Annotated in this window: 13 protein-coding genes and 1 riboswitch; of the genes, 1 reads left to right on the top strand and 12 read right to left on the bottom strand. The window is 69.2% G+C overall.

Annotated features, from left to right (window positions below; translation table 11 throughout):
- Window positions 1-124 precede the first annotated feature (124 nt).
- The 12 genes from hisF to def form a co-directional block, all read right to left on the bottom strand.
- Entirely contained in the window at window positions 125-901 is a 777-nt protein-coding gene (gene hisF, locus BJQ90_RS09760) for an imidazole glycerol phosphate synthase subunit HisF (protein WP_226760088.1), read from the bottom strand.
- Between the two features lie 44 nt (window positions 902-945).
- Window positions 946-1,788, bottom strand: coding sequence for an ATP phosphoribosyltransferase (gene hisG, locus BJQ90_RS09755; protein ID WP_226760087.1), 843 nt, complete (start codon window positions 1,786-1,788; stop codon window positions 946-948).
- Window positions 1,789-1,921: 133 nt separating this feature from the next.
- Window positions 1,922-2,185 (bottom strand): phosphoribosyl-ATP diphosphatase, encoded by a 264-nt coding sequence (locus BJQ90_RS09750; protein WP_123254457.1) that lies wholly within the window; start codon window positions 2,183-2,185, stop codon window positions 1,922-1,924.
- A 135-nt stretch (window positions 2,186-2,320) separates the two neighbouring features.
- Window positions 2,321-2,806 (bottom strand): 6,7-dimethyl-8-ribityllumazine synthase, encoded by a 486-nt coding sequence (gene ribH / locus BJQ90_RS09745; protein WP_226760086.1) that lies wholly within the window; start codon window positions 2,804-2,806, stop codon window positions 2,321-2,323.
- A 103-nt stretch (window positions 2,807-2,909) separates the two neighbouring features.
- Window positions 2,910-3,608: a GTP cyclohydrolase II gene (gene ribA, locus BJQ90_RS09740; RefSeq protein ID WP_226760085.1), complete on the bottom strand. Its 699-nt coding sequence runs from the start codon at window positions 3,606-3,608 to the stop codon at window positions 2,910-2,912.
- A gap of 13 nt (window positions 3,609-3,621) precedes the next feature.
- Window positions 3,622-4,299 carry a 3,4-dihydroxy-2-butanone-4-phosphate synthase gene (gene ribB / locus BJQ90_RS09735; RefSeq protein ID WP_226760090.1) on the bottom strand — a complete coding sequence of 226 codons (678 nt, stop codon included), beginning with the start codon at window positions 4,297-4,299 and terminating at the stop codon, window positions 3,622-3,624.
- A gap of 59 nt (window positions 4,300-4,358) precedes the next feature.
- Window positions 4,359-5,015 (bottom strand): riboflavin synthase, encoded by a 657-nt coding sequence (locus BJQ90_RS09730; RefSeq protein WP_226760084.1) that lies wholly within the window; start codon window positions 5,013-5,015, stop codon window positions 4,359-4,361.
- Entirely contained in the window at window positions 5,015-6,193 is a 1,179-nt protein-coding gene (ribD, locus tag BJQ90_RS09725) for a bifunctional diaminohydroxyphosphoribosylaminopyrimidine deaminase/5-amino-6-(5-phosphoribosylamino)uracil reductase RibD (RefSeq protein WP_226760089.1), read from the bottom strand. Before ribD ends, BJQ90_RS09730 begins: the two co-directional genes overlap by 1 nt.
- Before the next feature lie 241 nt (window positions 6,194-6,434).
- A riboswitch (FMN riboswitch) is annotated at window positions 6,435-6,585 on the bottom strand.
- A gap of 110 nt (window positions 6,586-6,695) precedes the next feature.
- Complete coding sequence (rpe, locus tag BJQ90_RS09720; protein WP_226760083.1) at window positions 6,696-7,352, bottom strand: ribulose-phosphate 3-epimerase; 657 nt, start codon at window positions 7,350-7,352, stop codon at window positions 6,696-6,698.
- Between the two features lie 75 nt (window positions 7,353-7,427).
- Window positions 7,428-9,029: an RsmB/NOP family class I SAM-dependent RNA methyltransferase gene (locus BJQ90_RS09715; RefSeq protein ID WP_226760082.1), complete on the bottom strand. Its 1,602-nt coding sequence runs from the start codon at window positions 9,027-9,029 to the stop codon at window positions 7,428-7,430.
- Window positions 9,026-9,946, bottom strand: coding sequence for a methionyl-tRNA formyltransferase (gene fmt / locus BJQ90_RS09710; protein WP_226760081.1), 921 nt, complete (start codon window positions 9,944-9,946; stop codon window positions 9,026-9,028). The genes BJQ90_RS09715 and fmt overlap by 4 nt, the downstream gene beginning before the upstream one ends.
- The gene (def, locus tag BJQ90_RS09705; protein ID WP_226760080.1) at window positions 9,943-10,539 is read right to left on the bottom strand and encodes a peptide deformylase; all 597 of its coding nucleotides are present in this window, start codon (window positions 10,537-10,539) and stop codon (window positions 9,943-9,945) included. Before def ends, fmt begins: the two co-directional genes overlap by 4 nt.
- Window positions 10,540-10,833: 294 nt before the next feature.
- On the opposite strand from def, the gene BJQ90_RS09700 reads away from it, so the two are divergent.
- A complete protein-coding gene (locus BJQ90_RS09700; protein WP_226760079.1) occupies window positions 10,834-12,921 on the top strand; it encodes an HNH endonuclease signature motif containing protein in 2,088 nt (695 codons plus the stop codon).
- Window positions 12,922-12,964 lie beyond the last annotated feature (43 nt).

Raw genomic sequence — 12,964 nt, 5'->3', positions numbered from 1 at the left:
CACCCCGCACCCCGCACCCCAGCACACCGCACCCCAGCACACAGCAACGCGGGGTCACTTAGCGCCCATAATCCCTGGCAGGACGGGCGCGATGTGACCCCGCGTTGGTTTAAGCGGTGGGTGGTTAGCGGACTTCGAAGCCTGCTTGACGGATCGCTGCCTTGACCTGGGCGATCATGTCCAGCGGGCCGAAGTGGAAGACCGACGCGGCGAGGACCGCGTCGGCCCCTGCCTCGACGGCCGGCGGGAAATGCTCCGGCTTGCCGGCGCCGCCGGATGCGATGAGGGGGACCTTGACGGCGGCCCGCGCGAGCCGGATCAGTTCCAGGTCGAAGCCGTCCTTGGTGCCGTCGGCGTCGATCGAGTTGAGCAGGATTTCACCCACACCGCGGTCGGCCGCTTCACGGGCCCAGGCGATCGCGTCGATTCCAGTCCCCTGGCGTCCGCCGTGGGTGGTGACCTCGAATCCGGAGGGGGTGGGCTGTGAGCCGGGACGGGTGCGGCGCGCGTCGAGGGAGAGCACCAGGACCTGGGACCCGAAGTGCCGGGTGATCTCGTCGATCACGTCGGGACGGGCGACGGCGGCGGTGTTGATCGCTGCCTTGTCCGCCCCGAAGCGCAGGAGCTTGTCCACTTCGGCCACGCCGCGGACGCCGCCGCCCACGGTCAGCGGGATAAAGACTTCCTCGGCGGTGCGCCGGACGACGTCGAAGGTGGTTTCCCGGTTGCCCGAGGACGCCGTGACGTCGAGGAAGGTCAGTTCGTCGGCGCCGCCGTTGTCGTAACGGTGCGCCAGTTCGACGGGGTCTCCGGCGTCGCGGAGTCCTTCGAAGTTGATGCCCTTGACCACGCGGCCGGCATCAACGTCCAGGCACGGGATAACGCGGACGGCTACTGCCATGACTTCTCCTGGTATTCGCTCACGGAAGGAACACGCACACCGGGTCAGATGCGGCAGGCGTGGATCGTGCTGACCAGGATGGCGCGGGCGCCCAGGTCGTACAGCTCGTCCATGATCCGGTTGGTCTGCTTTTTCGGCACCATCGAACGGACGGCGACCCAGTCCGAATCGCGCAGCGGCGAAACCGTGGGCGATTCCAGTCCGGGGGTGAGGGCAGCGGCTTCTTCCACGAGTTCCTTGCGGATGTCGTAATCCATCATCACGTACTGGTGCGCCACGAGGACGCCCTGCAGGCGGCGGATCAGCACCTCGGCGGCCGGGTTCTGCTCACCCTTGCGGCCGATCAGGACGGCTTCGGAGTGCAGGATGGGCTGGCCGAAGATCTCCATGCCGGCAGCCTTGAGGGTGTTGCCGGTTTCGACGACGTCGGCGATCGCGTCCGCCACGCCGAGGCGCACGGAGGATTCGACGGCGCCGTCGAGGCGGACAACCTTGGCCTTGATGCCGCGCTCGGCGAGGTAGCCGCGGAGCAGTCCGTCGTAGCTGGTGGCGAGGCGCTTGCCGTCGAGCTGCTCGACGGTGCTGAAGTCGCCGACCGGGCCGGCGAAGCGGAAGGTGGAGGCGGCGAAGCCCAGCGGCAGGAGTTCCTCGGCTTCAACTTCAGCGTCGAGGAGCAGATCGCGGCCGGTGATGCCGACGTCGAGCGTGCCCTGGCCGACGTAGACGGCGATGTCACGGGGCCGGAGGAAGAAGAATTCGATGTCGTTGTCCGGGTCCACCATGACCAGCTCGCGGGTGTCGCGGCGTTGGCGGTAGCCGGCCTCGGCGAGCATGGCGGAGGCGGCTTCGGACAGGGATCCCTTGTTCGGGACGGCAACTCTCAGCATGGGGGAGGTCTTTCTGGGTCGGGACGAAGTCCGGAAAGGAAATCCGTCCAAGATCAGTCGGTTCAGGCAAAGCGGGCCACGCGATGCACCGGGTCAGCAGGTCAGGGCCTGGCGGGGTCCGGCGCGGACGTGGCTAGAGATGCTTGTAGACGTCTTCCAGGCTGAGTCCTTTGGCGAGCATCAGAACCTGCAGGTGGTAGAGCAGCTGCGAGATTTCTTCGGCGGCGGCTTCATCGGATTCATACTCGGCAGCCATCCAGACCTCGGCTGCTTCCTCCACGACTTTCTTGCCGATGCCGTGGACTCCGGAATCCAGTTCGGCGACGGTGCGGGAGCCTTCCGGACGGGCGGCTGCCTTCTCACTCAGTTCTGCGAACAGCGATTCGAAATTCTTCACACCCTCCAGCCTACTTGCTCGCGGGCGGAGGACGCCCGCCGGGCGGTTGCATGACGACGGGGATGTGACCGATTACACAGCGCGCAGGGTCCGGCCGGCCCTGTCCGGGGTACGGCCGGACCCGGCGCCAGCTGCCTAGCTGTACTGCTTGAGCGTCACGGCGGTGGCGAGGGCAGCGGTGACGGCCTCGTGGCCCTTGTCCTCGCTGGAGCCGGGCAGCCCGGCCCGGTCGATACCCTGCTGTTCCGTGTCGCAGGTGAGCACGCCGAAGCCGACCGGGACCCCGGTGCGCACCGAGACCTCGGTCAGGCCCAGTGTGGCCGCCTCGCAGACGTACTCGAAGTGCGGGGTGCCGCCGCGGATGACGACGCCAAGCGCCACGACGGCATCGAAGTGCGGCGCCAGCCGGGCGGCCGCAACGGGGAGCTCAAAGGTGCCGGGGACGCGCAGCACGGCCGGTTCGCCGATGCCGGCGTCCTTCGCCGCGCGCAGGGCGCCGTCCAGCAGCCCATCCATGATCTGGGTGTGCCAGCTGGCGGCCACAATGGCCAGTTTCAACTGGGAGGTTTCCTCCGGTTTGAAGGTGCTGAGGTCAATCTGTGGTGCGCCGTGTCCGCTCATCTGGGAATCCTTGTTCTGCTCAGTCGTAGGTGCGTGTCGAAAGGGTGCGTCTCGAAACGCCGGGCCGGCCGCGTGTGGGGCCGGCTGAAATCCTTTGGTCGGGTCAGTCTTGGCCGTGCTCGAATCCGCGCGGACCGGCAGCCGGCGCTGCCGGCTCCATGTCCAGGACCAGCCGATGGTCCATCCGGTCCTTTTTGGTCTGCAGGTACCGGATGTTTTGTTCGCGGGAGGGGACCTCGGTGGGCACCATCTCCACGACGCGGACGCCGGCCTGGGCCAGCCGGTCCTGCTTGTCCGGGTTGTTGCTCAGCAGGCGGACCTCGTGCAGGCCCATGTCCGCGAGGATCTGGGCCGCGGCCTTATAGCAGCGGGCATCCACGGGAAGGCCCAGCTGTTCGTTGGCCTCCACCGTGTCGAAGCCCGCTTCCTGCAGGGCGTAGGCCTTCATCTTGTTCGCGAGGCCGATCCCCCGGCCCTCCTGGCCGCGCAGGTAGAGCAGCGTCCCGCCGAACTCGTTGATCATCTCCAGGGCATAGGCCAGCTGCTCTCCGCAGTCGCAACGGTAGGAGCCGAAGACGTCTCCCGTGAGGCATTCCGAATGCAGACGGACCAGCGGCGCCACGCCGGCGACCGGCGGCAGCGGGGAGCTGACCGCCAGGTGCTCGGCACCGGTGGCCAGATCCGTCCAGGCCTGCGCCACGAAATCACCGAAGGCGGTGGGCAGCTGGACGATCGGTCCGGCGCTGACCGGATGGGGCTGGCGCCCGGTCGCCCGCTGTTCTTGTGCTTCCGACGTCGTCATCGTTTTTCCTCCATCACACAGGGTCCGTTACGGGGCTGGCAGGCTGCCCGGCCTCAAGGTAAGCCACCAGATCCGCAATCGAGATCAGCGGGCAGCCGTGCTCGAGGGCGAAGCCGCGGAGTCCGTCCAGCCGCATCATTTCTCCGTCGTCGTAAACCACTTCTGCAATCACACCGACGGGCTCGACCCCGGCCAGCTGGCACAGCTCCACAGCTGCCTCCGTGTGGCCGGGACGTTCCCGCACTCCCCCCTTAACGGCCCGGAGCGGAAAAACATGCCCGGGGCGGGTCAGCTCGGCCGGCTCGCTGCCGGGATCGGCCAGGATCCGGGCTGTCAGGGCCCGGTCCGTGGCGGAAATTCCGGTGCTGACGCCCACCGCGGCGTCACAGGACACCGTGTAGGCAGTGCCCTTGGCGTCCTCGTTGATTTCGACCATCGGCGGCAGCGCGAGGGCGTCGGCACGGCCGCCGTCCAGCGGTACGCAGATCACGCCGGAGCTGTACCGGATGGTCCAGCCCATCAGGGCCGGGGTGGCGTGCTGCGCGGCGAAGATGATGTCGCCTTCGTTTTCGCGGTCCTCGTTGTCGACCACCAGGACGGGACGTCCGGCGGCGATGGCGCGGACGGCGTCTTCGATCAGGTCGAGGCCTGCCGGCGGGATGACCGGCACGGAGGCAAACTCGGCGGGCAACGCGGCCTGGGCAGGGTCAGCGAGAAGGGGCTGCTGGGCAGGGATGTCCTTGACGTTGTTCACGCTGTTGCCCCCTCCGCGCGTACTGCCGCTCCGCTGGCTGCCGTGCCTGAAAATGCGAGCAGACGCTCAGTGTACTTCGCCAGGACGTCCACTTCGAGGTTTACGTGGCTGCCGATGGCCTTCGCGCCAAGTCCGGTGTCAGAGAGGGTAGTGGGGATCAGCCCCACTTCGAACCACGGCGCAGGTTCAGCAGCGTGGCTCACGGCGGTCACGGTCAGCGAGACGCCGTCGACGGCAATGGAGCCCTTCTCGGCGACATAGCGCGCGAGCCCGGCGGGGACCCCGAAGCGGAGCCGGTCCCAGTTGCCCAGCGCCTCGCGCTCGAGCAGCTGCCCGACGCCGTCGACGTGGCCCTGGACGACGTGGCCGTCGAGCCGGCCGCCGGCCGGTACGCAGCGCTCCAGGTTGACCGGGTCCCCGGCGGCGAGTTCGCCGATGGTGCTGCGGGTGAGGGTTTCGCCCATCACGTCGACGCTGAAGTCCCTCCCGTCGATCTCCGTCGCCGTGAGGCAGACGCCGTTGACGGCGATGGAGCCGCCGAGGGGCAGGCCTTCGGTGCTGCCGGGCGCGTGGAGCCGGACGGTGGCGCTGATGTCGCCGTTGCGCTCAACGGACAACACCTTCCCCTGCTCGGCGATTATTCCGGTGAACATCAATTGCCTCCTGAGGCGGGGTCCGCAACTGTGCGGAGCGGGGTTGAATCGGATGAGGTGTTGACCGCGGCGGCCGGTGGTGTCGGAGGGCGGTCCGTCAGGGCGGGTCTTGTCTGGACATGCTCCGTCGGGGCGGGTTCTGGCGGGGCAGGTTCGGTCTGTGCGGGTTCTGTTTGGACGGGCCGCAAATGCAGCCGCAGGTCGCGGCCCAGGGGCCGGACTGCCCCGCCCGAGGCAGGGTCCCATTCCCACTGCTGGGCCCCGGCCAGGGTGGTGATGCCGAGGTCCTCGAGTGCCGGGGTTCCGGAGCCGAGGAGCGTCGGGGCAAGGTAGACGATGAGTTCGTCCACAAGCCCGGCGGCGAGGAAGGCGCTCAGGATCCGGGAGCCGCCCTCCACCATGAGGTGCCGGACTCCGGCGGCGAACAGCTCGTCCAGCGCTTCCCGCGGATCACGGGTGGGCAGGTGGAGGACCTTGCCGTCGTCTCCGTTGATCGCGGCGCCCTCGGGGATCCCCCGGTAGCCCATCACGACGCGCAGGGGCTGCCGGCCGGCCGGTGCCCCGTCGGCGCCGCGGGCGGTGAGACGCGGGTTGTCCACGAGGACCGTCTGGGTTCCGACCAGGATCGCGTCGATCCGGCCGCGCAGGGCGTGGTTGTCGGCGAGGGATTCCGGGCTGGAGATCCACTGGCTGGTTCCGTCGCTGGCCGCGATGCGGCTGTCGAGGGTCTGCGCGATATGCAGGGTGACGAAGGGCCGTTGGGCCGCAACGGCGTCGAACCAGCGCCGGTTCAGCTCCAGCGCGGCCAGCGCGCCGAGGCCGGAGCGGACGCGGACCCCCGCGGCGCGCAGTGTGGCCGCGCCGCCGGCAGCGGGGTCGTGCGGATCATCGATCGCGTAGACGACGTCCGAGATTCCGGCCTCGATGATCGCCTGGGCGCACGGCCCGGTGCGTCCGCAATGGTTGCATGGCTCCAGCGTGACCACCATGGTGGCACCGCTGAGCCCGTGGCCAGCGGCCTTTGCCTGGTCAATCGCATCGGCCTCCGCGTGGGCGGTGCCGGCGCCGCGGTGATAGCCCGTGGCCAGCCGCGTTCCGTCGGCGGCGATCACGACGGCGCCGACCAGCGGGTTCGCGCCGCGTGGCCCCTGCAGGGCTGCCGCGAGGGCGGCATCCATGGCGGCGACCTCGGCTTCGCTGAAACCGGCAACGGCAAGGGCTGCGACGACGTCGGCCGCATCGTGGGTGGAGTGTTTGAGGCTCATCAACCTGCCACCAGGCTTTCGAGAACCTCAGTGTTGGTGAAGAGCCATCGCGAAGAGTCCATAGTGTGTCGTTCCTTCCCTCAAAAGCCGCGATGGCTCCGGGGGTATACGACAGCGAACTTCCGCGGCGCCACAGGGCTCCGCAGTAACAGCTGTACGTGCTTCTCTCATCCAGACTTTAACTGTCGGTACCGGAGTTCCACCGGTTCAACCGTCTGCCGGCATTCTTCCCAGGGGAAGGGCCGGCTCGCGGGTCGCGGACTATAACCGCCGGTTCGGACTTACACCGACCCCGGAGCACGTATGTGTGTTGCTATTCTGGCACAACCGCCGGGTAGCTTTGGCTATTCCCGCCGGCAGGATGTTACGGAGTGCGTCATTTTCGAGCCTGCTCTCCGCTGGACGGCCAGAGCTCCTAGCGTTGGCCGGCGGCGCGGAGCCGTTCGATGGCCTCGGCCGGATCCTCGGCACCGTAGACGGCGGAGCCGGCCACGAAGACGTTGGCGCCGGCGTCCGCGGCACGCCAGATGGTGTCCTCGGTGATGCCGCCGTCGACCTGCAACGCCACATCCAGCCCGGACGCGTCGATCGCCGCGCGGGCCCGTCGGATCTTGGGGAGCGTCAGGTCAAGGAATTCCTGGCCGCCAAAGCCGGGCTCCACCGTCATGATCAGCAGCAGGTCGATCTCACCGAGCATGTCCAGGAAGGGCTCAATGCCGCTGCCCGGCCGGAGCGCCAGGCCGGCCTTGGCCCCGCGGGCCCGGAGCTCGCGGGCGAGCTTGATCGGCGCAATCGACGCCTCGGCGTGGAACGTCACCGAGGCGACACCCGCGTCGGCGTAGGCCGGGGCCCAGCGGTCCGCATGCTCGATCATGAGGTGGGCATCCAACGGCACCGGGCTGATCTCCTGCAGGCGTGCAACGACCGGCAACCCCAACGAGAGGTTGGGGACGAAGTGGTTGTCCATGACATCCACGTGCACCGCATCGGCATTGCTGATTTTGCGCAGTTCCGTTTCGAGGTTGGCAAAATCGGCGGAAAGAATGCTCGGATTGATACAGCACTTGGCCATGTGGAATTCCTTGTCGTTCTGCTGAGAGGTCCTGTTGAAGGCGTGGGCTTCTGGTGTCCCAGTATTCCCTGTTGATCAGGCCTTTTTGTGGATGAGGGCCAGGAACATGGCGTCCGTGCGGTGCACATGCGGCCACAGCTGTGCGGTGAGCTCGTGCCCGGCGTCGAGATGGCCGGTGAGGCTGACACTGTCCAGCGCCGCACCGGCGTCGAGCAGTTCGAGGTCGTCGCGCTTGCGCAGCACATCGCTGACGACGGCGGTCGTCTCCGCCGGGTGCGGCGAGCACGTCACGTAGGCCACCACGCCGCCGGGCTTGACGGCCGCCAGCGCGGACCTGAGCAGCTCGCGCTGCAGCGGGCCGAGGTCCGTCAGGTCCTTGGGGGTCCGGCGCCAGCGGGATTCCGGGCGGCGGCGCAGGGCACCGAGCCCGGTGCACGGCGCATCAACGAGCACACGGTCGAAGCTGTCCGGCATTTCGGTGCCGACGTCGCGGCCGTCGCCGGTCCGCACATGCCAGACATCGTGGGGAACCGCGGCGAGGGCCTGCCGCACCAGTTTGGCGCGGTGCGGGGCGGGTTCATTCGCCAGCAGCGTGGCGCCTTGTTCCCGGGCAAGGGCGCCGAGCAGGGCGGCCTTGCCTCCGGGGCCGGCGCACATGTCCAGCCAGCGTTCAGCGGCCTTCTCCGTGCCGGGGCTGCCGCCGGCGGTGCGATCGCCAAGGTCGACGGCGGCCATGGCGCGGGCCACCAGCTGCGATCCGACGTCCTGGACTCGTGTGGTGCCTTCGCGGACGGAGGCGAGCCGGCCGAGGTCTCCGCCGCTGGAAAGGGCCGAGCCTTCGACAAGTTCGCCGGGCGTGGCGCCGACTTCGAGGGCCTCGTCCAGGCTGCCGAGCCCCGGCAGGGCCACGAGGTTGACCACCGGTGCGGCGTTGTCCGCCTCGAGGAGGTCGCCGATTTCGCTGACCGGCCGGCCATGGGCCACGAGGGACTGCCGGAGGGCACGGACAATCCACTCCGGGTGGGCGTACCGGATGGCGGCCTGCTTGGTTTCGTCCGTCTCGTCGCTGAGCAGGAGATCCAGCCACTCCTCAAGGGTGTGGGCGGAGACCTTGCGCAGCACGGCGTTGATGAGCGCCGACGGCCCGGCGCCAATCACCGCGCGGGCCAGGCCCACGGTCTGGTCCAGGGCGGCGTGCGCGGGGACGCGCATGGCCAGCAACTGGTGGGCGCCGATCCGGAGGGCATCAAGGATGGCCGGGTCCAGCTGGTCCAGCGGCCGGTCCACGCAGCGGGCCAGGATCGCGTCGTAGGTTCCCTGGCCGCGGAGCGCGCCGTAGCTCAGTTCCGTGGCGAAACCGGCGTCGCGCTTGTCCAGGCCATGGTGCCGGATCCGGGCGGGCAAGACGAGGTTGGCGTAGGCATCCTCGGCGGCGACAGCGCGCAACACCTCGAACGCCACGAGCCGGGCAGGGTCTGCCCGGCGCGTGCGCTGGGAAGGCGCGTTCTCGGTGAAGCCGCGCTGCGGACCACGGTTGCGTTCGCGGCCCTTCGCGTTCCGTTGGCTGCCGTCCCGCCCCCGGCCACCCTGGCCGCCACTGGCGCCGCCGCCGCCCTGGCCGCCTGATCCGCCGCGCTGGGGGCCTCGGCCGCTGCCGCTCGTCCCGGACTCGCTCATTCGAATACCACGCTTTCAAGTGTTGCCTGTCCGCGCGCCCAATCAGCGGCGGTCATCATTTTCTTGCCCGACGGCTGGACCCGGGTGAGTTCCACCGGGTGCGATCCGGTGCCCACCAGCACGCTCTTGCCCTCCAGCGCCAGCTGTCCCGGTTTCAGGGCAGGAGCCTCGGGCCGCATGGCCACCGGTTCCAGTTTGATCCGCTGGCTGTTGAGGGTGGTCCAGGCGCCGGGCTCAGGGGTGACCCCGCGGGCCCGCCGTCCGATCGCCAGGGCGGGCTGGTGCCAGTCGAGCCGCCCGTCCTCGAGGGTGAGTTTGGGTGCCAGGCTGACGTCACCCTGCTGCGGCACCGCGGCGGCCTGGCCGCCGTCGACCGCGGACAGCGTCTGCGTCAGCAGGACGGCGCCGCTGTGGGACAGCCGCTCGAGCAGCGCCCCGGCGGTGTCGTCGGGCCGGACCGATTCGGTTAGGGTGCCGAACACCGGGCCGGTGTCCAGCCCTTCCTCCAGCAGGAAGGTGACAGCGCCGGTGACGTCGTCGCCGGCGATCAGGGACTGCTGCACGGGGGCCGCGCCGCGCCAGGCCGGCAACAGCGAGAAGTGCAGGTTGATCCAGCCATGCCGGGGAATGTCCAGGGCGCTCCGCGGGATGAGCCCGCCGTAGGCCACGATGGCGGCGACGTCGGGGGCGGCCGCAGCGATCTGCGCGGTCACCGAACTGTCCACCTTGGCGGCGTGAATGACCTTGATGCCCAGTTCGGCGGCGCGGGAGGCAACGGGCGACGGCGTCAGCACGCGTTTGCGCCCAAGCGGCGCGTCCGGGCGGGTGAGGACGGCAACGACGTCGAATCCTGCCCCGACGAGCGCATCCAGGGAAGGCACGGCCACCGCCGGAGTCCCCGCGAAGAGAACCCTCACTGGGAGTTGCCGAAGGCGCCGAAGCTGCCGGAACCCGCGGTGCCGGAACCGAAGCTGGAGCCGACGGTCCTGGCGCGCTTCGCCGTCGTCTGCTCGGTAATGGCATCGTAGTTGGCGTTCCGGATGGCGCGCAGCGCGACCTTCCGGTCTTCGCCTTCCAGCCGGTCGGTGAAGAGGACGCCGTTGAGGTGGTCAGTCTCGTGCTGGAAAGCCCGCGCCAGCATGCCTTCGCCCTCCACAACGACGGGGTTGCCGTGCAGGTCGACGCCGGTGACGCGGGTGTGTCGGTGCCGGCGGACCGGGAAGCTGAGGCCGGGGATGGAGAGGCAACCCTCCACTTCGTCGGGCTGGAACTCCTCGCTGTTTTCCAACACGGGGTTGATGATGTGTCCCTCGACGCCGCGGATGCGATAGGTGAAAACCCGTTGGCTGACGCCGACCTGGGGCGCGGCCAGGCCTGCCCCCTCCACGTCCTCCATGGTTTCGGTCATATCGGCAACAAGCTTCGCCAGCTCAGGCCCGAATTCCGTCACGGGATCGGCAACTGTGCGCAGCACAGGATCCCCGATGATGCGGATATTCAAAATGGCCATGTGCAATCTGTCCTTATCAGTGGGCAACGACGGGATTCAGTCCAGTTTAGTTGCACTCCGGACCTCGTCCCGGACAGTTCCGATCAATCGGCCTGAGCAGGGCTGCGCGGCTGCCCGGGTGCCCGGGTGCCGTGCGGTTTGGCTGGACCGCGGGTGCGGCGCGGGCGTGGAGTAGGCCTCAGTACCGGCCCGGCGCGTGCGCAGCGCGGGCCTCAGTAAGATATTTTGGCCGCAAATCTTCGGCCTTTGTCCGGTCCGGCTCATAATGTCGGAGCCATCTGGCAGGGTGGTTCCATGGAAGCCGTCAGGGATTTCATGGATTTGCAGGGCACGGACCGGGGCGCGGACCGCGGCGCGGACCGCGGTACCGCGCAGCCCGCGGTGTCCGGGGTGGATGCGGCCCGGGACGGGCTGCGGGATGTCAGTTCGACGCCGGTCCAGGACGCGGCGTGTGCCCCAGGGAGAATTCCGGCTACAACCCTGCGGCCTTTGTCCGGCCCGGCCAAAAATGTCGGAGCCATCTGGCAGAGTGATTCCATGGAAGCCGTCAGGGATTTCATGGATTTGCAGGGCACGGACCGGGGCGCGGACCGTGGCACGGACCGCGGTACGGACTGCGGTACCGCCCGGCCCGCGCAGCCCGCGGTGTCCGGAGTGGATGAGGCCCGGGACGGGGTGCGGGATGTCGGTTCGACGCCGGTCCAGGACGCCGCGCGCGCCCCAGGGAGAATTCCGGCTACAACCCTGCGGCCTTTGTCCGGCCCGGCTCATAATGTCGGAGCCCTCTGGCAGAGTGATTCCATGGAAGCCGTCAGGGATTTCATGGATTTGCCGGACACGGAACGGGACGTGAACCGCGGCACGGACCGCGGTACCGCCCGGCCCGCGGTGTCCGGGGTGTCCGGGGTGGATGAGGCCCTGGCCGTGCTGCGGGATGTGAGTTCGACAGCGGCCGGGGACGCGGCGTTCCTTGGGTTCCAGGCCGCCTCGGATTTCGCCGGCACCGTGGAGGAACTCTCACGGGTCATGGAGTTCCTGCAGCTCGTGGCGGCCGCCGCCGTGGACCGGACCCGTAAGCAGGCCGCAGCCACCGCCGCGAAGGCCAGCACCTCATGGACGACCGGCTGGCGCAAGACCCCCGCCCCCGGCGCTGACGCTGCGGCTGACGGGCCGGACGCAGGATCCGCGGGCGCAGCGACGCCGGGAGCACCGGACGCCGCGGCCACCGGTGATGGCTCGATTGTTGCCGTGGATGATGGTTACCGGAACACCACGGAGTTCCTGAGGGCGCGGCTGCGGATCGGCGCCGCCGAGGCCCGGCGCCGGTTGTCCCTGGCCGAGACCCTGCTGCCGCGCCAGGGATTCACCGGCGGACCCTTACCGGCCGTGCACGGGGAACTCGGGGCCGCCGTGGCAGCCGGGGAGGTCGCGTCCCGGCCCGCGACCATCATCACCTTGGCACTGGACCGTGTCCGGCACGTCTGCGACGCCGAGGCCGCCGCCCGGATGGAACACGCCCTGACCCGCACCGCCGCGGAAAACGACACCGACTTCCTGACCCGCGTGGCCCGGAGCTGGACCGACGCGCTGGACCAGGACGGCGCCGAGCCCTCCGAAGAGCTCCTGCGCCAACTCCAGGGCGCCTTCATCCGCAAACCCCGCCACGGACTCCAGCACCTGGAGATCTTCGCGACCGCCGAACAATTCGAACACCTCCTCACCGTCATGAACACCGCCACCAACCCCCGCACCCCAGCCCCGGAACCCGGAACCGACGCTGCCGCGGCGGACGCCACCCTTGCCCACGGAGCCCAGCCCGCAAGGTCCGCCGAAGTCCCGGCCGCCGGGGACCCTGTCCCGTGGGCCGAGGGCGGCCCGGACGTCGCGGAGGTCCCCCTTGACCTGCGCTCACGCCCGCAGAAACTCCTCGACGGGCTCGTGGGCGCCTGCAAAGCCGCCCTCGCCGCCGGCACCCTGCCGGCCGCGGGAGGACTGCGCCCGCAGGTCATGGTCACCATCGACTACCGGGACCTGCTCGCCCGGCTCGGACACGTCGACGGAGACCTGCAGAACACCGCGGCCGGTCCCGTCCACCCGGGAGCCACCACCGAACACACCGGTAACCTGCTCTTCACCGGACCCGTCACCGCCTCCACCGTCCGGAAGATCGCCTGCGACGCGGACATCATCCCGGTCCTGCTCGGCAGCGAAGGCCGGGTCCTGGACATCGGCCGGGCCTCGAGGGTCTTCCCGCCCCACATCCGCAAAGCCCTCACCGCCCGCGACCAAGGCTGCACCTTCCCCGGCTGCACCATCCCGGCCCCCTGGTGCGAAGCCCACCACATCACTGAGCTGCTGCGGAGATTTCGGACAGCGGATTGAATGGATTCTTCTACGCTGCCAAGGCTGGCTGTTGATAACCATA

Origin of the sequence: Arthrobacter sp. SO3 (assembly GCF_020532825.1) — a bacterium.
Classification (GTDB): Bacteria; Actinomycetota; Actinomycetes; order Actinomycetales; family Micrococcaceae; genus Arthrobacter.
This window is presented reverse-complemented; position numbering and strand designations above follow the sequence as displayed.

What these genes read in the sequence shown, in the direction of transcription:
- BJQ90_RS09700 (WP_226760079.1), top strand. Translation starts at nt 10,834, where the DNA reads ATGGAAGCCGTCAGGGATTTCATGGATTTGCAGGGCACGGACCGGGGC.
- ribD (WP_226760089.1), bottom strand. Translation starts at nt 6,193, where the DNA reads ATGGATGCCGCCCTCGCGGCAGCCCTGCAGGGGCCACGCGGCGCGAAC.
- def (WP_226760080.1), bottom strand. Translation starts at nt 10,539, where the DNA reads ATGGCCATTTTGAATATCCGCATCATCGGGGATCCTGTGCTGCGCACA.
- ribH (WP_226760086.1), bottom strand. Translation starts at nt 2,806, where the DNA reads ATGAGCGGACACGGCGCACCACAGATTGACCTCAGCACCTTCAAACCG.
- hisG (WP_226760087.1), bottom strand. Translation starts at nt 1,788, where the DNA reads ATGCTGAGAGTTGCCGTCCCGAACAAGGGATCCCTGTCCGAAGCCGCC.
- ribA (WP_226760085.1), bottom strand. Translation starts at nt 3,608, where the DNA reads ATGACGACGTCGGAAGCACAAGAACAGCGGGCGACCGGGCGCCAGCCC.
- rpe (WP_226760083.1), bottom strand. Translation starts at nt 7,352, where the DNA reads ATGGCCAAGTGCTGTATCAATCCGAGCATTCTTTCCGCCGATTTTGCC.
- BJQ90_RS09715 (WP_226760082.1), bottom strand. Translation starts at nt 9,029, where the DNA reads ATGAGCGAGTCCGGGACGAGCGGCAGCGGCCGAGGCCCCCAGCGCGGC.
- hisF (WP_226760088.1), bottom strand. Translation starts at nt 901, where the DNA reads ATGGCAGTAGCCGTCCGCGTTATCCCGTGCCTGGACGTTGATGCCGGC.
- BJQ90_RS09730 (WP_226760084.1), bottom strand. Translation starts at nt 5,015, where the DNA reads ATGTTCACCGGAATAATCGCCGAGCAGGGGAAGGTGTTGTCCGTTGAG.